Source organism: Bacillus sp. TE8-1 (assembly GCF_008368855.1).
Classification (GTDB): domain Bacteria; phylum Bacillota; class Bacilli; order Bacillales; family Bacillaceae_G; genus Bacillus_A; species Bacillus_A cereus.
Genome location: NZ_QPET01000004.1, coordinates 37,303 through 58,196 on the forward strand (window position 1 = coordinate 37,303; position 20,894 = coordinate 58,196).

The following is a 20,894-nucleotide window of genomic DNA, read 5'->3' on the forward strand; positions in this document are numbered from 1 at the left end:
TTTTAAAGAGATAGCTAATTTAGCTATCTCTTTTTACTAAACTTAAAATTTCATGAGGCGTTTGAAAAATATAATCAGCCTCCTCGAATCCTTTCCTTGTTTTCGCTCCCCACAGGGCTAAACCAAATTTTGCTCCCGCTTGTTTTGCGCATTGTAAGTCATATACTGAATCACCTATGTATATTGCTTCTTGTGCATCTATATTCAATCTTTTTAGACATGTCACAAGTGGCTCTGGATGTGGTTTATGTTTTATTGTATCTTCTACACAAATAGAGTGTTCAAAATATGAATGTAATCCAAATGGCTTGAAATCATTGATAAACTCTTGGCGTGTTTTTGAAGTAACAATACCTGTTCGAATCTTATATGAAGATACTATTTCAATCACTTCCGCAATTCCTTTAAATACTGTAATTTCATTCTTAAAATCTGCCATATTACGTATCCATTTCTCATGAACTGCTTTCATATTTTCCACACCAATTTCTTGTAACGCAGCCATACCAGGAATACCTAATGCAAAATGTAGCTTTTCTAATGAATAATTCATCCCTTCATCTCGCAACGTTCTCTGTAATGAATATAAAACCGCTTTTTCCGTATCTAACATTGTTCCGTCAATATCAAATATAATTCCCTTCATTTTTACGTCCCCCTTTACTTCACTCCAGTGATTAGCTCAATTCCATATTCTTTCACTACTCTTTCTAAATTGCCGGGAATAACACCATTCGTAATAATTGTATCTATTGATTCTAATGACAGCGCCTTAAAGTTTTGACGTTGATTCATTTTTGTCTCATCGGCAAGTAAAAACACTCCATTCGTTTGTTTAACAATTTGACGCTTAAAATGAATATCTTCCTCATACGCATAATAAACACCATCTTCTGTAAGACCGGGTGATCCAATAAAAACTTTATCAAAATGATAATCTTTTAGTTTCTCCATTGCAGAAAAACCCGCCATATAACGTGAGTGTTTATTTAATTCTCCACCCAAAATATGAATATTTACATTCTCCATATCCATTAAATGATTTACTGTATCAATTGAATTTGTAACAACCGTTATGTTACTTGCTGTCAAAAATGAAGCCATACAGTTAACAGTTGTTGAAACATCAAGATAAATAATTTCATTATCTCCTACAAAAGAAGCAGCTTGCTTTCCAATAGATATCTTATATTCAATTTCTTTTTCCTCACGATTTACATAATCCGATATTTTACGGTGGAAAGATGATAAAGCTACACCACCATGAGTTCGTATTATTGTTGTTTCATTTGTTAACTTTACAATATCTCTTCTTGCTGTATCTCTGGAAACTTGAAATAGCTCACACATCATCTTCAAACTCATCGTCCTATGTTCATTCAAATACTCCATTATTTTTATTAAACGTTCCTCTTGATTCATACTCTCACCTATTTTTATTTACTTTTAAGTATTTTTAAGTTATTTTAAGTATATCACAACAAATTAACTTAAATGAACCTTAAAATAACTTAAAACGGAAGTGAGAAAATGCTACGTACAATTATTTTTGATTTTGATGGCACACTAGCTGATACTTTACCTTTATGTTATTACTCGTTTCAAAACGTTTTTTGGCAATTTGATAATAAAGAAATTACTGAAGCAGAGATTCTTTCTATGTTTGGTCCAAGTGAAGTTGGTATTATTCATGAGAACTTACTTTCTGAAGAAAAAGAAGTAGCAGTTGAAAGATACTATGAATGTTATGAAGAAAAGCATCATGATTACGTAAAGCGAAATCATGAAATAGTAGACCTTTTAATACATTTAAAAAAACAAGGGTTTCAGTTAGCTATCGTAACTGGAAAAGCAAGAAGAAGCCTGGACATCTCTCTAAAAGCATTAGGATTAGTTTCTTTCTTCGACTGTATAGTAGCTGGAGATGATGTAATGAAGCCAAAACCTGACCCTGAAGGTATTCTTTTTGTATTAAATACATTAAATGTAAATGCAAACGAAGCAATTTTTATTGGGGATAGTGATGCTGACATACTTGCTGGAAAACAGGCAGATGTACGAACGATTGGCGTACAATGGTTACCAAACTATCAATCTGCTACATTTACTGTGCAACCAGATGATTTTATTAAGAAAACAGATGATTTTCTCGTCTCATTAAATACTAGATTTTCAAAATAAGTAATAGATATTTTATAACTACTTATTATTCTGTATTTATAGAAAAAAATTCGATATACAATACACTCTCACCCTATTTTTGAAATCTAGACACAAAATACGATCTGTCATACAAAAATATAGAATTCATAATATATATATTAGTTATATTTTAAAAACTAGATTTTCAAAATATAGAAAGGAGAACTTATATGTAACACTTAATTGCTTTAGTTGCGACGGCAGACGCAACAGCAGTTCTAACGGAAACACTGGAACTATGGTATTTTCCATTAAACCAACGGATAGCAGAGCAGGACAAATTCAAGTATTTAATCCTACTCCGGCAGTAGGTCCCGCTGCTGTAACTTGGACTAGTATTACAACTGGAAACCCAGTTGCAAGAGGAGATGCTATATCCCTTTATATTACCCCTGGAATTACTGCAAGTGCTGTATATTCTATTTTTCTAATTACTGATATATAGCAATTCATTTCATAAAAAAAGACCCGAAATTCGGGTCAACAAATAGAAATATAAATGAACTACAACAAATAACAGACAAAGCCATTATATATTTTTCATAGTAAAACATCCATTATTTTCTTTTTACCCTATCAATATATTATTTTTCGTTATCGTCCTCTTTTTTAGAACGTCTACCTAAGAAGAACACAAGAACTAATAATATAATTAACAGTAGTACTCCGCCGATAATGTAATATAGTGTGTAGTCTTTTTTCGCTTCTACCGCTGTATCATTTAACTTATCAGCTGTCTTGCCTTCAATTGTAAATTTTTTCGTCCATTCCCATTTTTGATCGCCATCAGTAGCTTTCACTTCTACTCGGTACGTTCCTGGATCAAATGCTTTGTTTTCCCAGCTAATAGCGTAATCAAAGTTTGAGTTTGGCCCCATTCTTAAATTTTCTTTTTTCGCTTCAAATAAAACGTCCGTACCTTTTTCTTTATATATCTTTGCATCAACACTTAAATTTTTTAACATTGCTGGCTTTACGTTTTGTAAATTTGCAGTAACGACGTTACGCCCGTTAATTTGTGTTGGCTTTACTTCGTTTAATTTCATGTCTGGTTTTACTTCAGCATCTGTTTCTTTTAAAACAACACCAATTGCGTATGCATATTTATTTTCAATTTGCACACCTTCATCTTTTTTCTTTGCATTCTCATCTTCTTTTTCTTTAAAGTATAAACCACCTAGAATAACACCATCAAACGACTCACTTGGCATTTCCAAGTTTATATCAACTGTCACTATGCTGTTAGCTGGGACTTTCGTTTCTTTTGGCATTTTAGCAATTTTAGAAAACGGATATTTCAAAGTAGAATCCGTTTTTGGTTCTACTGTACTATAATCTGTAATACCATTGCTATTCGTAATTGCTGTATTAGCAAACGATTCTACCACAACTTCTTTATTCGTATCATTTTTCATTTGGACTTGAATTGTTTGCTTTTGTCCAGGTTGCATTTTCAAATCAAAGTACGTTTGATTTTTATCAATTTGATTTTCTGGTATAACTGCTGTCACAGCAAATTTCATTTCAGCTGCATATACTGAAAAAGCGTTTATCATGAAGAATGTAATTAATAGTAAGCTAGTAAATAGTTTTTTTACCATCTCTTATGTAGTCCCCTTCATATCCATTTTATAGACAAGAAAGAGATAAGGTTAAAGCCATTCCCTTATCTCTTCTCATTTTCCTCTTTTATCTTAAAATTCCTCTTACCTACATAGGAGCGTCTGTTAGCTCCCAAGTTAGTGAAGTTGTGTATTGTGTTTGTTCTTTTTTCGTTTTACCTGGTACAGATAACTCTACGCTTTGTTTCGCTTCTGTTGCATCTTTACCGAACGTATTTACCCACGTACCCATACCTTGGTTTTCTTTTGCATCGATTAAATCAGATGCTGCACCACTTGGATTTAATGTGATAGATTGTTCTGCTGTTGGTGCATCGCTACCTGCATTTGATTTCAAAGCTGAATTTTTTAATGTTAATGCCGCGCCATCCAACGCTTTATCATCTGCAGTTTTGAATTGACCATTTTGTTTTACTGTTAAATGCCATCCTGCATTTGTACCACGGTTATCTGTTACTTGAACGTAGTTTGGCACGTCAATTACAGAACCGTCTACTTTTTTCTTTACTTTATCTAATTCTGCAAAATAGATTTCGTTATTCCCTGATGCTTTTTGTGTTTTAAAGTTGAAGTTAGATACATAATCAATACTTAGTGGACCATCTGTACCTTTTTTATCTGGATCAACTGGATCTACAGTTTCATCTGGATTCTCTGGATTAACAACATCAATTTCATCTGTATTTTTCTCGAATTTAATGAATGCTTTTGAATCTAATTTCCCGCCATCTTTCTCAGCTGCAAATGCAGACGTCCCTACTGATACTGATGATAATGTTACCGCTCCAATTAATGCTAATTTTGCTAGTTTCATAGTTTTATACTCCTTTATTTTTAAAAATTCATTTATTCTTAATTTTCAATCTTACACAACCTTAGTTTGGTGTATCTTCTAAAGTCCAAGTTAGCTCAGCTGAATATTTCGCACCTTTTTCTTTTGCTGTCGTACCTGGTACGAATAAGCTCACACTCTGTTTACCTTGTTCTGCTCCTTTACCGAATGCAGTCGTCCAATCACCCATACCTTTATTCTTTGCGGCAGTAGTAATTTCCACCGCATCTCCACCTGGAGCTAACGTTACTTTATTTTTAAATGTGGTAGGTGCATATTGTGCATCAGTTACAGAATTTACAGCTGGATTACTTAAGCTTAAAGCTGCATTTGTTAACTCACTATTACCACTTTTAAATTGTGCATTTTGCTTTACTTTCAATTTCCATCCTGCATTTGTACCACGGTTATCTGTTACAGATACGAAGTTAGGTACTTCAACTGTTTTGCTCCCTTGTTTCACTTTGTCCAATTTTGCAAAGTACGTTTGATCATTACCAGAGATAACTTGCTCGCCGAAGTGTAAGTTAGAAACGTAGTTAATACTTAATGGACCTTTTGTTCCTTTTTCATGGTCACCAGGGTTCTCTGGTGTAACTTTTTCATTTGGATTTTCTGGATTGTTTGGATCTGTTGTGCTTGTATCTTCAATAAACGTTACATCTGTTTTAGATTTCATATTTGCTTTCTCTTCCGCAAATGCTGAAGTTCCTACTGCTGCAACTGATGTTAATGACACTGCACCGATTAATGCTAATTTTGCTAGTTTCATATGTACCTTCCCCTTTTCTCTGTTTTCATCTATTTTTTATTTTGAATACACTTGCTTTCCCCTAATTCTTTTGAATACATATAGAGATAAAACAATCGAAAACAATCCTATATATTGTTTGAATTCCCGTGTCTGGCCTCCTGTTTTCGGTAAATATTTATCTCCATTTTTATTTTTATCAACTGTCTCTTTTTTTGTATTTATCTTTGTCGGATCAGTTGATGTATTTGGTGTATAGCTATTCGAAAATGTAATACCTGCTTTTGAATTCGCACTTGTAGCCGTTACTACATTTGCCATAAGAAACGGTACACATATAACTGTGGAAACGATAATACCAACTATTTTTTTCATTACTCTCTCCTTTCTAAAATTTATATATTTCATATATTTTTAGAGAGGAGCATCGGTTAATGTCCATTCTAGCTGTCCGGAATATTTTGTATTTGCTTTGACATTCGGCCCTGGTTTTACTTGTAAATGAATTCCCTCGTTTTCCTTCCAATTTAGTGAAACCTCCTCGTCGTTTTTAGAAGTATACGAGAATGCTTCTATACTAGAAGTACTTAAAGGTGTATCCTTTCCATTTCGTTTGTAAATCAATGCTCCTGTCAATGTGTCATTTTGTGCTGAAGTTAACGGTGTAATTTCCTTTACATATACACTCCATTTTTGCTTTTTAACACGATCATCAGTTACCTTTAAAGAATTTGAAATCGCCTTCGGTGCGTATGTCGTTGTTTTCGATGGAATTGTTAAATCTCCAAAGGTAATTTCTTTTGGTACGTCTACTAACTTTAAAGTACCATCAACAACAGTAACTGGAACTTGAATTTCCGCTTGTACACCTTGCTTCGTTTCAATTACAACCGTTACAGTATGATTCCCTATTATTTTGGTATCCGGAATATTGATTAACTTCACTACTGATATTGGTTTATCTACATCCAAATTCGTATCTACAGATAAATCTGTCACAAATTTAGAAATATCCATTTTTGTTAAATCTGTTCCTTGCACTACTTTTTGTGGGACTGATTTCCCAGTTGGAATACCTTTATACCTTATTTTTGCGATTCCATCTCGATTACTATCTTGCCCATCCTTATCGCCATCTAAATAATTTTTAGCTGACACCGGTATTTCAAGATAACCACCTTTGTAATATTTCATTACATCGGCACCTTTTACAGGAGAACCTGTAATTGTCATCTCGTAAATTTTCCCGTTGAATTCTTCTGTTTTTAGCGCATTTTCTTTCGCAACTGCAGTGACTTTATTGTTTTTCCTATTAATATCAAAGAAGCTACTTACATCATCTCCACTCTCCACATCTTGAATGGAAACATCATTCACAGTAAAATCCTTATTCACTTCACTTTCTAATACAAAAGATTTCGCATAGTGAATATCTTTCGATTGAGCAGGCATATTTTGATATATCTTATAAGAAAGTTGACGGGAATTATCTTCCACAATATCTCCTATTACACTTGGAGCTGGAATTTCAATTTGTGTGATCGCTAATTGGTCGTATGCTACATTAACACCTGAAGCATTTAATCTAACTTCTAGCGGTAATTCTGTTAAATTATCAAATGTAATTGTCATATCTGCTTCTGGAGTAGCTACTGGGCCTGCTGTTCCAGAAAACTCTATTTTATTATTCCCTTTATCTTGATACCTAATTGAACTCGTATCATACACGTATAAATTCGTTAAATGACTACCATCATTACGCAACGTAACATTTTTATAACTATTTATCCTTTTAAAATTCCACATTGCCGTTAATGGTACTTTTTTACTTGTTCCGTGCTCATAAAATTCAAAGGAAGCATTATAAGTTTGTCCTGACCTTCCGTTCCCATATAATTGTAAAAAGTTTTTTGCATCACCTTTAGTTATTGGTGTTTTAACATCTACAGATGAAGCTGTCATAGAGTGAATATTAATACGGACATCAATCCATTTCCCTTGATATTCACCAGCTTTTTTTACTAATACGTACTGTTCTCTATTTGAATTTCTAAATGTATATTGACTTTGACCAGTTCTGTCATCGCTACTACCCTTTACCTCATATGTTACTTGTGGGCTCCAAACAAATCTAAAAGCATATTTACCCGAGATAGAAGGCCCTTCACCTGTTCTATTATTTATTACCTTTACATTTGGATATTTAAGAATACTTGTAACAGGACTAGCAGCTAGTAGAGATTGGCTCTTTAATACCTTCTCAGCTTGAATAGCAGGTAATTCCTGATTATTTTCGTTGACCTTATTGCTCTCTTTTAATTCACTTTCCTTTGATACGAGTTCTTCATTAACCTTTTCTTTCGCTAAAGCCTTCGTTTCTTTTGGAATTTCAGCATTAGTAGCATTTATTTCTTGTTTTTTATTTTCTTCCGATACTTTCACTTTTTCACTGATTTCTTTTTTCACAACTTCCTCTGAAACCTTTGGATTTTCATCAGAAATAGCTACATGTAAAGCCTCTTTTTTCTCTCCAACATGCAGAGAAGGAGATTCAATTTTCTTTTCATTCCCTTCAAACTTCACTATCGGTTCAAATTTGTACTCTCCAGCTTTTTTCATTTGAATGACTACATATACGTCACCGATAGAATTACTTTGTTCATTCTTTTCAATTTTTACAATGTGATCTTCTGTTACTGAAATGTTTTGAATCGCTTTATTGTTTTCATTCATTTTTTTCGTTTCTGCTTCATTAAACAGCTGCTCATTAGATAATTTCAGCTCGATATTAGCATCTTGTTTATTTGTATTTGTAATCTTTAATACTACATTTTCATCAACTTTTATTTCTTGTTTATCCATATGAACGATAAAACGTCCTTGCTCGTCGTTTGTAATGGCATAAACTTTTGTTGCAGAGTAGTCTAGCACACCAATTTGTGTAAATAATATTCCTCCAGCGAGAAGTATACGGCCAAATTTCCCTATTTGATTTTGCAATGTACTTCCCTCCCTCACTTTATATGTACAGAATATTTCGAACATTTAATTTGTTATTCAGCTAAATTTACAAATCGTAATGTATATTCCTAGAAAATAAAAAGCCTGGTTGCCTTTTGGATTTTCATACATCACAACATGTGTGAAAATCCAAACTGCAACCAGACTATCATAGTAATTTTCATTACCTTAGACTCTTAGCTTTGCGACCTATTCTTTCAAATAGTGTGCCCATTCATTTTTTCTTTTTGAGACAATAAAAAATCCGGTTGCCCCTTCGATTTTCATACATCTCAACATGTGTGAAAATCCAAACTGCAACCAGACTATCATAGTAATTTTCATTACTTTAGACTCTTAGCTTTGCGACCTATCCTTTCGAATAGTGTGCCAAATATAGGTATTTATTTATCGTGTTTTGAATATACCATTAAAACCCAAAAAAGAAAATAGTTTTTTTAGAAAAAAACTATTAATTTTTATAATCTGAATTTTTCTTAGGAAATCCATATTGAAAACTTTCAAAAAACATTTTGATGTTAGAAACACATCATACATTCTTTATCGATAAAATGAGATTTTTACTATACACAAATAGCGAGATAAAATAAAAAAACATCACTTCCAAATAAGTGATGTTTTTTGTAGTTAATGCAGTGGTAACATAACTTCAACTGTCGTTCCAACCCCAACTTCACTTTCAAAACTCATTTTACCGTTGTGGTCTTTAATAATTTTTTCTGTAACTACTAAACCTAGACCAGTTCCTGTTTCTTTCGTTGTATAAAAGGCTTCATTTAACTTTGGAATTTTATCTTTCGGAATGCCGCATCCCTCATCTTTCACTTGAACGATGATTCCATCTTTTACAGTAACTTTAATCGTAATTGTTCCGCCAACTGACATTGCTTCAATTGCATTTTTGATTAAATTAAAAAAGACCTGTTTTAATCGTTTTTCATCACATATAATTGATGGTAAGTCTTTACTGTAAATACCTTGTATGTAGACTCCTTGTTTTAAAGCTGGCTTTTCCATAACTCGAATAACATAAGAGATAATTTCTTGTATGTTATGAGTTTCTGATTCTAGTGATTTAGATTTCTCAAATCCACTAAGTTCTGTAGCAATTATATGAATCCGATCTACTTCTTGTTTCATAATATCACTATAAATTTTATCCTCTGGATGCTTGTCTGCTTGTTTATTCACAAGTTTTTTTAAGTTTGCTAAAGGTCTTCTAATCTTATAACCAATAACCGTTGCCATCTTTCCAACAGCTGCTAGTTTTTCTGTCTGTTTTATTTCTTTGTCCATCATCTCAAGCGTACGAACGTAAGACTGAACCCTTAAAAATATAATCCAACATATGATAGTAAATACGCTATATAATGCCATTGGGATTAAAACGAGAGAAGATTGAATAATGATTCCTGTAAGAGCATACTTTCCGATAAGTATCGCTGGAACTAACCAGAAATATCTTTTATTCACAAAGATTGGTGCAAACAAAATAAAAAATCCTTCTACTATATTTCCACCGTCAAATTCTGCATCGCTACCATAATAAATCATAATGTTATGGATACAATCTAATACATTATAGCCAATTAGAATAATATATTTTACCGCAAAAGCATTCTTCCATTTCATAAAGTATATTCCAATGCAAAACAATACCACCATCAAAAAGTAAAGCCATAAACCTAAACCATCTTCAAACTCTCCTACACCTTCTTGCTCTCCACCGATTAACGGTACGATAAATTCATAGGCAAGATCATATACGAAAAATATAATAAAAAATAAACTTAAAAATGCTTTCAGCGCCTTTATTTCTTCATTTTTAAATATATAGCCTTTATTCATATGGTAACTCCTAGCTTTTCTTCCACTTGGATTTCAGTATTTCCACACTTCCTTGGGAGAATGATGTCTATTCTCGTTCCAGTATCTTTTTCACTTGAAATATGCAACTCACCAAGGTGCTCGGCGACAATTCGATTCGCTACCGTCAGTCCCAGACCAATTTTATCTTGTTTCGTTGTATAAAAGGCCTCTGTAACACGGGGTAAGTTTTCTTGCTTAATACCATGACCATTATCGATCACACTGATCATTACATATTCTTTCCCTTTATTTTCTAATTGTAAATGTAATATGCCACCTTGTCCCATTGCCTCTAAAGCATTTTTTATCGTATATAAAAAGACTCCTCTTATTTTTCGTTCATCACATTCAACTTCTATTGTTTTTTCTTCCACATTAGAAATAAACTGAATGTTTAATTCATCTATTTTTTCACGAAGACTTGTTATTACTTGTAATACAATTTTTCCTACATCATGTTTCTTATAAATAGAAGGTTTGCATGTAGCAACTTCCATTAACTCACTTATCATATTATTCATATTTTCTATTTCAAAAATCATACGTTTATAAATAGGATCCTCTTCATGCTTCTCTCGTTGTAATTGCGTAAATCCTTTTAATGAAGCAAGTGGATTTTTAATTTCATGTCCAACCGTCGCTGCCATTTTTCCGATTACTGCTAATTTCTGTGATTCACTAGCAATCGCAATACTTTCCTTTACAGCTGAAAGATATTGTAAAAATCGGTTTAAAATGATATATGCAGCTATTAACATAAGTGTATACATAATAAGGAACATAAATGCTTTTACTTCCTCTAATACAAATAAATAAATTAAATATTTTCCTACAATAGAGGAAAGTAAAAACACATAGAATTTTTTATTTAAAAATATAGGTACAAAGAAAATGAGAATAATTTCTATTATATTTGTCGCATCAAACGCCGCCTTATTATAAAAAACATACGAAAATATATTAGCGAGTTCTATCCCTATGTATGCAAATATCCATGCATATTTAACAAGGTTTGCCTTCTCTTTTTTCATTAAATATATATTCACGCACAGTATTGCTACTCCGCAAATAACTTGCCATATTATATTATATCCCTTATCCATTATTGATTTATCTTCTAATACGATTGCATAGAAAATTTGATATACAATAACAATGACATATAACACCCATAAAAGGATTTTTGCATTTCTTTCTTCTTCTTTATATGATAGAAAACTTTCTTTCACTTCAACACCCCTTCAAAATAATATCTCGAAGAATACCATTTATTATAATAAATGATTTTCATAGACAAACAAAGATAAATCGAACATTTGAGGAAAATCGTACCAAAAACGCAATATATTTAGACTATATACAGAGCATAAAATCTATGATCATTAATACGTATATTATGGGAGGTGTTTTTTATGGATGGCAAAAAAAATAAAAAGACCGAACAACTCCAATCTTTTACGCGTGAAAACGAAGGAAAGGAAATGACAACAAATACAGGTGTTAAAATTTCAAACAATGAAAACTCTTTAACTGCCAGTGATCGTTTCCGAACGCTTAGGCATAGTGCAGGGAACGCCAAATGGACAGTGGGAAGTAAATGATATTTTCTTAACAAGCTCACCACTCCTTTATGATGGATGATCATTTTCTTAACAAAGTAAGTTCATAATCGATTTTTCACAAAACATAAAATTCACATATTTCTCACAAATACACAAATAAAACGATTACATTTTCATATATACTAAATGTACAAGTAATACTCCCTAAACCCAGCTTGTCTGGTTACCCCGTTAAATACTATGAAAAAAGAACTTGTATCGTTATACAAGTTCTTTTTGTTTCTTTTATTTAAAGAGGATATCTTTACTATATTGATTTCCAACGAGTAAATCATATTGAAGCATTTTATATTGCTCTAACATTTCTTTTTGTTTCTTTGTTAAATCATTGATTACTTCTCCATTTTTATCAACTTTTAATTCATCTCTAAGCACTGGTATTTCCTTGTAAAGTTCCGATAAAAATTGATAAAATAAGGATTTATTTAATCCTGCATAATCAAAAATAAGATTAGAAAAATGAATTGGGCTTACTAAACCTAAATTATCATTTGGCATATCAAAGTTTGCATACATTAATAGCGGTGTTTGCGCCATCGCTAAACGTTCATTCGGTGTTTTTTCATTCGTTATATACCCATTTTCTTTATAAAAAGATTTATTTGTTCCTAATGATGGAAGATGATCTCCAAAGAATACTAATAATGTAGGTCTATCAAAATTATCTAGTTGCTCTATTAAATATTGAAGAGCCTCATCTGAACGTCTTAATCCTTCTGTATACGTCTCTAATTCTCCCTTTGATTCTTCATTTTCTAGACCACTAATTTCGATTAGGTTTTCACCAAATCGGCCCTCTGTAAATGGAAAATGATTTTGCATCGTAACTGCATGAATAAATGTAGGTTGTTTTTGTTTCTCTAACTCAGCAATTATCTCTTTACTCATCGCTAAATCACTAATATAATCTCCATCAATATCCACATTTTCCATCGTGTCCTCTGCATTAAACTTATCAAACCCTAACACCTTATATACATCATCACGTTTAAAGAATGTGCGACCAAATGAATGAATTGCACTTGTATAATAACCTTCTTTTTTCAACGCTGTAGGAATTGATGGAATTTCTTTCTTATTTGTAATAACCTGCTGATATGGTATAGAACCTGGCTTTAACAAACTCATTGAATAACTTGTTAATGCCTCAAATTCAACGTTCGCCGTATTCCCCCCAAATGTAGGAGAAATAGTTTGTCCACCAGGAAAGTTTTCTATATAATGATGTAAATTTGGTACAGGATCTTCACTAAAAGAAAGGTTAGTTACTTTCGTCGGATCCCAAAACGATTCACTCATTACAAAAATAATATTCGGTTTCTCTTTTTTATTTTGGCTCCCTATATTTCCACTATATTGTTTTTTTATATCGTTTGCTATTTGAAGCATATTTTCTTTAGAATAATTTTTTGGTTTTTCCATAACTGTTGTATCTAAATTGCTAATAAAACCAAGTACAAAACCATTTGAAGCATAGTTCTCATTTTGATTCCACAAAACAAAATCTACACCTGATTTTTGAAATACTTTATTCATAAATGTATTCGCAAAATTACCATACGCATATAGAACAAAAATAGATCCTACTACTAATAAGGCTCTTATTCCTAGATGAATCTTTACATTTTGAATATACCTTCTCATATATATCCCTGCTACAATACAAGCTACGATACTTACGATAATGACAAAAATATAACTCCAACTAAAATAGTCCATCACCATCGGTATAACAGATTGCATATGCGTAATTTGTGTGAAATCAGAAGGATATAACGGATCACCTCTGAAAATAAGCTTCAAATAATTCACAATACATAAAATGACTAACGTACAGCTCGTTAAAACCATACTTAGAAAAACCTTACCTATTAAATTATATACAAGAATATATATTGCATAAATTACTACAAAACTTAATATAAACTGCATATTATAAAAGTAAATCCAATTCATTGCCTCTATGAAACTCATATTAACTTGCATGACAATATAAAATAACGCTACTGTATGAGCTAGCAAAAATAATATAAAATGCACTCGTAGGGATGCTCTAAGTATAGACATCTCTTTTTTATTGAAATGCGTAATATAAAACGTTATGCCCCATACGAAAATCATCATAACACTTAAAACAAGCTTTTGATTTAAATGATCTTTCATCATGTCTAAATTGAAAACCTTTAAAATCATAAACAGCATAGTTATTACTAATAAAGTCACCATACTACTTATAATGCTAGAAATTAATATATTTCTTTTTGGAAGATGAAAAAGTGTAGAACCATACTTCAATTCATTCCCTCGTTTCTATGTCTTAATTTCCCCCGCATCGAAAGAACTATTTCTATTAAAATAACATATATTACATATTTCGTCTGCATACTTGTTTCTATCATAAATGTATTGTCTTAATATTCCCTTAATCAACAGTTAAATTGTGGCATACAAATTACTCATTCTTGAAAAACTTAATTTCAGCATTCCACTTTATGATATAATAACTATGTTTTGGAAATCCTTAATACTATTAAAGATTTCACATAAAAATACGAAAGAATTAATAAAAAAGGAGTTGCTCATTTTTGCTTACTAAGTTTAAGAGTTTGCCTAAAGCGGTATATGTAATTTTGGCGCTTTCTTTCCTGTTGCACGTTTTTTGTTTAGTAAAACAGCCAGGATTAGATGGAGAGTTAGTCAAAGTAACATATGGTGCAAATGATGCCTTTAACTATTCGTTAACAGCTGAACAACTATTAAAACATGGTGTATTTGGTTATGTGTATTTAGAACCTAGTGAAGTTCCAGGAAAAAATGCATATATTACACCAGGTCAGCCATTACTATTAGCTGGCGCTATGATTATTTCTGATATTACATCAATTCCTTACTATTACGTAGCAACTGTTATTAACATGATCATGAACCTTTGCACAGTGCTATTAATATTCTTAATAGGAAAAGAATTGTTCGAAAAAAACATTTATGGAATTGTTGCAAGTATTTTATATGCTATTTATCCAAGTAACTATACATACTTCCGTACATTGCTAACAGAAGTTCCATCCATATTCTTATTGGCGTTATGTGTATATGTATTTGTTCTCGCATGGAAATACAATAAAGTGAAATTCCATATATGGTTTGGAATTGTCGTTTCAATTTTACTTATGTTCCGTCCAAATCCAGCTCCAATGATGCTCATTCCTGTTCTTGTTGTGTTATTTACATATGGATTTAAAGACTCCATTCGAATCGGATTGTTATGGTTTATCGGACCTTTCTTTATTATTGGCGCATGGGTTGTTCGTAACTACTTAGCACTCAACCAATTTATTTTATTCTCAACCCAAGGTGCAGATCCACTAATTGCCGGTGCAGATCCATTTAATAAAATTGGATATGAAAATATAGTAAATGAAATGAGAGCTAAAGGCTTAGATGACAAAGGTGCATACGCAAAAGAATTAATCAAGAACGGATTTAAGACGGACTTCACTTATTGGTTCTCTTGGTTCACTGTCGGTAAAACAATTGAATTATTCAAAACAGCTCCTGCTGTAGACCAATACCGTATTCACAACTTTATGCAACTATGTCATAGAGTGTTTATCATCGGTACATTCTTGAGCAGCTTCTGCTTCATGCTAAATTCATTTAAACATAAACGCGTTATGATGCTAGTAGCAAGTTCTATTATTTACATTATCTTCTCAAACTTATTCTTAGCAATTAATCGCTATGGATTTTTCATTAATCCTCTTATGTGCTTAATTCTTGCATACGGATTAATTCACATTGTGCAGAAACTTCCATTCTTCCGCACTAACCAAGCATAATAAGAAAGAGGTCGTCCACCGTTGGACGACCTCTTTCTTATTCCCCACACTTTACACACGGCCAATTTGTCCATTCTGTAATTACACTTTAATTCCGTATGTATGTGTTTCTGTATTTGTCAAAATATCTTTCACAACACCACTCACTGTTTTATGTATAAATGCAAGTTTTTTACAACTATTACTATAACGAAAAGAACCCGCCACAAGACAGGTTCTTTTCGTTATTTTATGATAAAAGAGAAGATGATTAGCATGTGTATTATATAAAAGGAAGCAGCCATATTTTCCATACGATACATACGAGTACTGTAACTACAAAATCAAAAAAATCTAATCTCGGGCCTTTTTTTTCATATTCATATGTAGCCACATATGAAACCATTTTATTTTTGTATATTTATGGATGTTTTTCTTTACAAATCGGTAAATAAGCATTTGCATAATAAAAAATCCGGCCACAAAAATAAATAATAAGATGAGAAATCCAATCACAAAATTCCTCCTATTTTTGTAGCGTTTTTTCTACTATCCGATTTTTCAAAACCCACTCTTCAAACTGGGCACTTCCAAATTCCCAACTAAGGTCGCGAGCATGTACAGAAAAAACGTAATAACCGGCATATTCATCCATAAACCTACCTAACTCTACATCGTCTTTCTGAATACCGTATACTCCAAAATTAAAATACACATCCCATACGTCTTCATTCTTCCTCTTATAAGCAATCGATTCCATATCACATTCTGTCCCGAAATAATCAAGATGTAAATGTACGCTATCATCGTATTCGTACTCCATTTTATCACCCCTTATATTTGTACTTCTTTACCTCCAAAAAAATTCCTGCTATCTACACTCACATATGGGCACTTACCTACATATCATGCTTGTAGAGTGACTTCTGGGAGGTGTTATATAGTGAAAAAATTAATCGCGATTTTTTGCATCATATTACTAGCTGTTTTTACTTTTGCTGCTTGTAGTAGTAAAAAAGAAAGTACGAAAGAACAAACCCAAAACATTCGCGTCGGCGAAGTTACCCATTCTCTCTTCTATGCCCCATTATATGTCGGGATTGAAAAAGGATTTTTTAAAGATGAAGGACTAAATATTGACCTACAAACAACAGCTGGTGGCGATAAAACGATGACCACCCTATTATCTGGCGGAATTGATATTGCTCTCGTCGGTTCTGAAACATCTATTTACGTTCATCAACAAGGAGCGAAAGACCCTGTCATTAACTTTGCACAACTTACACAAACAGATGGGACATTTTTAGTTTCACGTAAAAAACTAGACTCTTTTAATTGGAATGACGTAAAAGGTGTTACATTTTTAGGACAGCGTAAAGGCGGCATGCCGCAAATGGTTGGGGAATACGTTTTAAAGAAAAATGGCATTGATCCTCGCAAAGATACGAACTTAATTCAAAATATCGAATTTGCTAATATTGCAAATGCCTTTGCATCTGGTACAGGAGAGTTTGTCCAGCTCTTTGAACCGACTGCAAGCATATTCGAAAAAGAAGGTAAAGGTTATATCGTCGCTTCATTCGGAAATGAATCTGGTACTGTTCCTTATACAACATTCATGGCAAAAGAAAGTTTCTTAAAGAAAGATAAAGCTGCTGCTGAAAAGTTCACACGTGCGCTCTATAAAGCACAGCAATGGGTTGATACACATAGTCCAGAAGAGATTGCTGATGCTGTTTCCCCGCTATTTAAAGACACTTCAAAAGACATTACAGTAAAAGTAATTGAACGGTATAAAAAGCAACATTCTTATGCGACAAATCCACTACTAGATGCGGAAGAATGGAAACAGCTCCAAACGATTATGAAAGACGCTGGTGAATTACAAAAAGAAGTCCCACATGAAGCGCTCGTCAATACAAAAATTGCCGAAAGCGTTATTAAGAAATAGAGGCGAAGTGTATGAGTTTTTTACAAATACGTAACGTTTCTCACTGCTTTTTTGCAAAAGAGAATGCCAAACTTATTCTTGAAGATATGAGCTTACAAGTGGAAGAAGGCGAATTTATTTCTATACTCGGCCCAAGTGGTTGCGGTAAAACAACGCTCCTCTCAATCATTGCTGGGTTACTTGATCCAATTGATGGTATTGTCTTTTTAGATGGTGAACCAATTACAACGAAAACATCATCTATGGGATATATGTTGCAGCAAGATTACTTATTCCCGTGGAAAACGATTGAAGAAAATATTATGCTTGGACTTCATATTCGAAGAATTTATGATGAACAAATGAAAGAACATACTTTAAACCTTTTAAAGCAAGTCGGTCTACATGGGGTAGAAGGACAATATCCTCGTGAACTATCCGGCGGTATGCGTCAACGTGCTGCTCTCGTTCGAACGTTAGCAACTGATCCGAAAATTTTATTACTAGATGAACCATTCTCCGCACTCGATTATCAAACGAAATTAAAACTAGAAGAACTCGTTTTCAACTTACTAAATAAATATAAGAAAACATCACTACTTGTTACTCACGATATTGAAGAGGCGATTGCGATGAGTGATCGTATTTATTTACTTCAAGCGAATCCTGGAAAAATCGCGAAAACCTTTATCGTCCCGGAAAGTATCCGTTCTTTATCACCGTTAGAAGCACGCCATCACTACGATTTCCCAGCCCTCTTTCAAGATATATGGAAGGAGCTGGAACGACTTGGATAATATAAAACAACTACATGAACAATTTCGAAAGAAAGAACGCAGGCGTGCTTGGATTGCTCGCTCACTACAGCTTTTACTACTTATTCTTTTCTTTGCACTATGGGAAATAGCTAGCAAAAAAGAATGGATCGATCCTTTACTCTTTAGTTCTCCTTCGAGTATTTGGGATCTCTTCTTAACGAAATGGATCGACGGTTCACTTTGGGTCCACATATGGACGACATTGCTGGAAACAGGAGTAGGTTTCATTCTCGGAACGGTACTCGGTGCTATTATTGCCACGTTTCTTTGGTGGATGCCACTTCTAGCCCGCGTACTTGATCCTTACCTCGTCGTCCTAAATGCAATGCCAAAAGTTGCACTCGGTCCAATCATCATCGTTATTTTCGGTCCAAACATTTCATCTTCTATCGCAATGGGAGTAATCATTTCCATCATCATTACCATTCTCGTTATTTACAGTGCATTTCAAGAAGTCGATTCTAACTATATAAAAGTGATGGATACATTTGGCGCAAATAAATGGCAATGTTATAAGCAAGTCGTTCTCCCTGCATCCTTTCCAGCAATTATCTCAACGTTAAAAGTAAATGTTGGTTTATCCTGGGTCGGTGTTATTTTCGGAGAACTTCTCGTTTCCAAACAAGGACTTGGCTACTTAATTAGCTACGGATTCCAAGTCTTTAACTTCACACTCGTCTTACTTAGCGTACTACTCACATGTGTTCTTGCAACTCTTATGTATGTATTTGTTGAGGCATTTGAAAAAATTCTAATTGGAAAAAGAAAAAGAAGCTGACTCAAAACAGTGCGCTATAGTCAGCTTCTTTCTTTTACCTTTTATCACACATTTTCGTTTCATTTGTAATGTTTCCATCCGCAACCGTAACTGTATGGAAACAGTCTTTCACACGTACTGTAACGACATTATCTTTTCGATCTATCACATGATAATCATTAAACTTTTCATTCAAAGCACTACGAATTTGCTCCCCTTCAAAAATCGGAAAACCGTGAGACATTACCCAAATGAGACCAGCAACAGCAAGAATCGTTTTCATACGTTTCATTACCTCCTCGAGAGTAAACTTATAGTCCCTACAACACGCGCATTATAATTGTGTCTAAATTGTGACATTTTTATACTAATTCTCTTTTGTGCCTCCAGTTCCTTCTTCTTTTTGATAAAAATACAGAATTTTCAATTTTATCAACATAAAAAAACGCAAAGAATTAAAAATTCTTCACGCTTTTCTTTAACGAAACTATATCGAAAGCATAACTCACATTAGTCTCCACTTTGTTGTTCTATCGTTTTTGAAACATCATATAATCCCGACAGCACTTCCGCTCTCATTTTTACAAGCTCAGGGAACTGATAGAAGAAAGCAATTTTCTTATATTTTAACTCTGTTCCTTCTTTCACCTTTTTTGAATCTTGTAAAATGAACGCTGTAAATGTATCTGCGATATCTTCCGTTACATTTGTTGTTCCATATAGTGATACAAAATCATCATGCTTTTCTTTATAAAATTCAATTTGTGCCTCTTCACTTTCTTCTACTTTCTTTTCTGTCCACTCTTGCTCAATTGGTTTCCAAAATTCATTATAAAATTGGTTAATATACGAAGTTTTTCTCGCACATCCATTTTTCAAGAACACCGTTTTACATTTATTTCGATATGATGAAATGTCTTTCTCTTCATCAAACGCCTCTAAATACTTTCTATCCACTGGTACTTGTTTATGTCCAATCGTTAATACGTGAGCCGTTTCATGAATTAATGTTTTCATCACTTCATCTATATTCACCCCAGAATCCAGCACGTCTAAACTAAGCACCCAATCTCTCGGGTCATCTATACTTGGCATGACATGGGCAACAACGCCATCATAACCATCCGTTATTAGACCAAATCCTGTTATATTCTCACGATATTTCACTGGGACGAGAGTGCGATACATGTCCCATAAGGTTTCATGATACTCTCTATCTTGTCGCTGACTTAACAAATCATCTTTTGCTACTTCGTCATCTGCAAAAACTTTATTCAATCTCTTACGATCCAATTTCTCAAAATAAGGATCTACAATTTCATCATCATCGATATAATAAGAAGCTAAAAAGAAGTAATTGTCATCCTCTTCTTTTTTCTGTTCCGCCTCTTTCATATTCATACTTTCATACTCTTCTATGTCATAATCCTCTACTTTTTCAAGTTCTGAAAGTCCCTCTATCTTTTTATATACTTTTTGTAATGTTTTATCTCCTATTTGCGTGCACTCTTCTTCTGTTTTACAAATTTCTTTTTCTTTTGTAACCTCGATAGCACTATCGCATCCTGCAACTAAACCGCTTGCTATAATACAACACACTAACTTGCCATACAGTTTCTTCATACAATCCCCCATTATTCCATTCTACAAAA

The 20,894-nt window shown here is 33.1% G+C and carries 18 protein-coding genes, 4 pseudogenes and 2 riboswitches; of the genes and pseudogenes, 7 read left to right on the plus strand and 15 right to left on the minus strand.

The window, feature by feature from the left end; genetic code table 11:
• Positions 1-19: 19 nt before the first annotated feature.
• Both DN404_RS04470 and DN404_RS04475 read right to left on the minus strand, forming a co-directional pair.
• On the minus strand, positions 20-646 hold the full coding sequence (locus DN404_RS04470; RefSeq protein WP_000676032.1) for an HAD family hydrolase: 627 nt from the start codon (positions 644-646) through the stop codon (positions 20-22).
• 14 nt (positions 647-660) lie between these two features.
• Positions 661-1,422, minus strand: coding sequence for a DeoR/GlpR family DNA-binding transcription regulator (locus tag DN404_RS04475; RefSeq protein ID WP_001070959.1), 762 nt, complete (start codon positions 1,420-1,422; stop codon positions 661-663).
• Positions 1,423-1,530: 108 nt separating this feature from the next.
• Here DN404_RS04475 and DN404_RS04480 point away from each other — a divergent pair, with 108 nt between their 5' ends.
• Together DN404_RS04480 and DN404_RS04485 are read left to right on the plus strand one after the other, a co-directional pair.
• Complete coding sequence (locus DN404_RS04480) at positions 1,531-2,181, plus strand: HAD family hydrolase (protein WP_000946544.1); 651 nt, start codon at positions 1,531-1,533, stop codon at positions 2,179-2,181.
• A 250-nt stretch (positions 2,182-2,431) separates the two neighbouring features.
• Positions 2,432-2,647: pseudogene (locus tag DN404_RS04485) on the plus strand (collagen-like protein); the annotation flags it as partial.
• A gap of 139 nt (positions 2,648-2,786) precedes the next feature.
• Here the strand turns inward: DN404_RS04485 and DN404_RS04490 are convergent.
• The 7 genes from DN404_RS04490 to DN404_RS04520 form a co-directional block, all read right to left on the minus strand.
• Positions 2,787-3,803 carry a WxLIP family cell surface protein gene (locus DN404_RS04490; RefSeq protein ID WP_149214768.1) on the minus strand — a complete coding sequence of 339 codons (1,017 nt, stop codon included), beginning with the start codon at positions 3,801-3,803 and terminating at the stop codon, positions 2,787-2,789.
• Between the two features lie 109 nt (positions 3,804-3,912).
• A complete protein-coding gene (locus DN404_RS04495) occupies positions 3,913-4,638 on the minus strand; it encodes a WxL domain-containing protein (protein ID WP_006924843.1) in 726 nt (241 codons plus the stop codon).
• A gap of 61 nt (positions 4,639-4,699) precedes the next feature.
• Positions 4,700-5,428 carry a WxL domain-containing protein gene (locus tag DN404_RS04500; RefSeq protein ID WP_000761534.1) on the minus strand — a complete coding sequence of 243 codons (729 nt, stop codon included), beginning with the start codon at positions 5,426-5,428 and terminating at the stop codon, positions 4,700-4,702.
• 36 nt (positions 5,429-5,464) lie between these two features.
• Positions 5,465-5,782, minus strand: coding sequence for a hypothetical protein (locus DN404_RS04505; RefSeq protein ID WP_000724867.1), 318 nt, complete (start codon positions 5,780-5,782; stop codon positions 5,465-5,467).
• A 39-nt stretch (positions 5,783-5,821) separates the two neighbouring features.
• Entirely contained in the window at positions 5,822-8,407 is a 2,586-nt protein-coding gene (locus DN404_RS04510) for a WxL domain-containing protein (RefSeq protein WP_149214769.1), read from the minus strand.
• A gap of 153 nt (positions 8,408-8,560) precedes the next feature.
• Positions 8,561-8,649, minus strand: a riboswitch (cyclic di-GMP riboswitch).
• Positions 8,650-8,720: 71 nt separating this feature from the next.
• Positions 8,721-8,809: riboswitch (cyclic di-GMP riboswitch) on the minus strand.
• Positions 8,810-9,055: 246 nt separating this feature from the next.
• A complete protein-coding gene (locus DN404_RS04515) occupies positions 9,056-10,276 on the minus strand; it encodes an ATP-binding protein (protein WP_001032627.1) in 1,221 nt (406 codons plus the stop codon).
• Complete coding sequence (locus tag DN404_RS04520) at positions 10,273-11,526, minus strand: ATP-binding protein (protein ID WP_000664890.1); 1,254 nt, start codon at positions 11,524-11,526, stop codon at positions 10,273-10,275. Before DN404_RS04520 ends, DN404_RS04515 begins: the two co-directional genes overlap by 4 nt.
• A gap of 183 nt (positions 11,527-11,709) precedes the next feature.
• On the opposite strand from DN404_RS04520, the pseudogene DN404_RS04525 reads away from it, so the two are divergent.
• A pseudogene (locus DN404_RS04525) lies at positions 11,710-11,853 on the plus strand (catalase); the annotation flags it as partial.
• A gap of 291 nt (positions 11,854-12,144) precedes the next feature.
• Here the strand turns inward: DN404_RS04525 and DN404_RS04530 are convergent.
• The gene (locus DN404_RS04530; RefSeq protein ID WP_000873636.1) at positions 12,145-14,214 is read right to left on the minus strand and encodes an LTA synthase family protein; all 2,070 of its coding nucleotides are present in this window, start codon (positions 14,212-14,214) and stop codon (positions 12,145-12,147) included.
• A 290-nt stretch (positions 14,215-14,504) separates the two neighbouring features.
• On the opposite strand from DN404_RS04530, the gene DN404_RS04535 reads away from it, so the two are divergent.
• A complete protein-coding gene (locus tag DN404_RS04535) occupies positions 14,505-15,758 on the plus strand; it encodes a glycosyltransferase family 39 protein (RefSeq protein ID WP_016123485.1) in 1,254 nt (417 codons plus the stop codon).
• An 81-nt stretch (positions 15,759-15,839) separates the two neighbouring features.
• Here DN404_RS04535 and DN404_RS30875 read toward each other — a convergent pair.
• The 3 genes and pseudogenes from DN404_RS30875 to DN404_RS04550 all read right to left on the minus strand — a co-directional run.
• A pseudogene (locus tag DN404_RS30875) lies at positions 15,840-15,911 on the minus strand (DUF2196 domain-containing protein); the annotation flags it as partial.
• 109 nt (positions 15,912-16,020) lie between these two features.
• Positions 16,021-16,253, minus strand: a pseudogene (locus DN404_RS04545) (hypothetical protein).
• A gap of 10 nt (positions 16,254-16,263) precedes the next feature.
• Positions 16,264-16,560 carry a DUF3986 family protein gene (locus DN404_RS04550; RefSeq protein WP_000455580.1) on the minus strand — a complete coding sequence of 99 codons (297 nt, stop codon included), beginning with the start codon at positions 16,558-16,560 and terminating at the stop codon, positions 16,264-16,266.
• 120 nt (positions 16,561-16,680) lie between these two features.
• Between DN404_RS04550 and DN404_RS04555 the strand changes: the two genes are divergently transcribed.
• The 3 genes from DN404_RS04555 to DN404_RS04565 are packed head-to-tail and all read left to right on the plus strand — an operon-like array spanning position 16,681 to position 19,263.
• On the plus strand, positions 16,681-17,688 hold the full coding sequence (locus tag DN404_RS04555) for an ABC transporter substrate-binding protein (RefSeq protein ID WP_061113347.1): 1,008 nt from the start codon (positions 16,681-16,683) through the stop codon (positions 17,686-17,688).
• An 11-nt stretch (positions 17,689-17,699) separates the two neighbouring features.
• Positions 17,700-18,464 (plus strand): ABC transporter ATP-binding protein, encoded by a 765-nt coding sequence (locus DN404_RS04560; RefSeq protein ID WP_000009035.1) that lies wholly within the window; start codon positions 17,700-17,702, stop codon positions 18,462-18,464.
• Positions 18,457-19,263, plus strand: a complete 807-nt coding sequence (locus tag DN404_RS04565) for an ABC transporter permease (RefSeq protein WP_000368771.1) — start codon at positions 18,457-18,459, stop codon at positions 19,261-19,263. Before DN404_RS04560 ends, DN404_RS04565 begins: the two co-directional genes overlap by 8 nt.
• 34 nt (positions 19,264-19,297) lie before the next feature.
• On the opposite strand, the gene DN404_RS04570 is transcribed toward DN404_RS04565, so the two are convergent.
• Together DN404_RS04570 and DN404_RS04575 are read right to left on the minus strand one after the other, a co-directional pair.
• Positions 19,298-19,525 carry a hypothetical protein gene (locus tag DN404_RS04570; RefSeq protein ID WP_000849112.1) on the minus strand — a complete coding sequence of 76 codons (228 nt, stop codon included), beginning with the start codon at positions 19,523-19,525 and terminating at the stop codon, positions 19,298-19,300.
• Between the two features lie 227 nt (positions 19,526-19,752).
• On the minus strand, positions 19,753-20,865 hold the full coding sequence (locus DN404_RS04575) for a hypothetical protein (protein ID WP_000737819.1): 1,113 nt from the start codon (positions 20,863-20,865) through the stop codon (positions 19,753-19,755).
• Between the last annotated feature and the right edge of the window lie 29 nt (positions 20,866-20,894).

Excerpts from the sequence above, each read along its gene's own strand:
- DN404_RS04470 (WP_000676032.1), bottom strand. The coding sequence starts at position 646 with ATGAAGGGAATTATATTTGATATTGACGGAACAATGTTAGATACGGAA.
- DN404_RS04475 (WP_001070959.1), bottom strand. The coding sequence starts at position 1,422 with ATGAATCAAGAGGAACGTTTAATAAAAATAATGGAGTATTTGAATGAA.
- DN404_RS04480 (WP_000946544.1), top strand. The coding sequence starts at position 1,531 with ATGCTACGTACAATTATTTTTGATTTTGATGGCACACTAGCTGATACT.
- DN404_RS04490 (WP_149214768.1), bottom strand. The coding sequence starts at position 3,803 with ATGGTAAAAAAACTATTTACTAGCTTACTATTAATTACATTCTTCATG.
- DN404_RS04495 (WP_006924843.1), bottom strand. The coding sequence starts at position 4,638 with ATGAAACTAGCAAAATTAGCATTAATTGGAGCGGTAACATTATCATCA.
- DN404_RS04500 (WP_000761534.1), bottom strand. The coding sequence starts at position 5,428 with ATGAAACTAGCAAAATTAGCATTAATCGGTGCAGTGTCATTAACATCA.
- DN404_RS04505 (WP_000724867.1), bottom strand. The coding sequence starts at position 5,782 with ATGAAAAAAATAGTTGGTATTATCGTTTCCACAGTTATATGTGTACCG.
- DN404_RS04515 (WP_001032627.1), bottom strand. The coding sequence starts at position 10,276 with ATGAATAAAGGCTATATATTTAAAAATGAAGAAATAAAGGCGCTGAAA.
- DN404_RS04550 (WP_000455580.1), bottom strand. The coding sequence starts at position 16,560 with ATGGAGTACGAATACGATGATAGCGTACATTTACATCTTGATTATTTC.
- DN404_RS04560 (WP_000009035.1), top strand. The coding sequence starts at position 17,700 with ATGAGTTTTTTACAAATACGTAACGTTTCTCACTGCTTTTTTGCAAAA.
- DN404_RS04570 (WP_000849112.1), bottom strand. The coding sequence starts at position 19,525 with ATGAAAACGATTCTTGCTGTTGCTGGTCTCATTTGGGTAATGTCTCAC.
- DN404_RS04575 (WP_000737819.1), bottom strand. The coding sequence starts at position 20,865 with ATGAAGAAACTGTATGGCAAGTTAGTGTGTTGTATTATAGCAAGCGGT.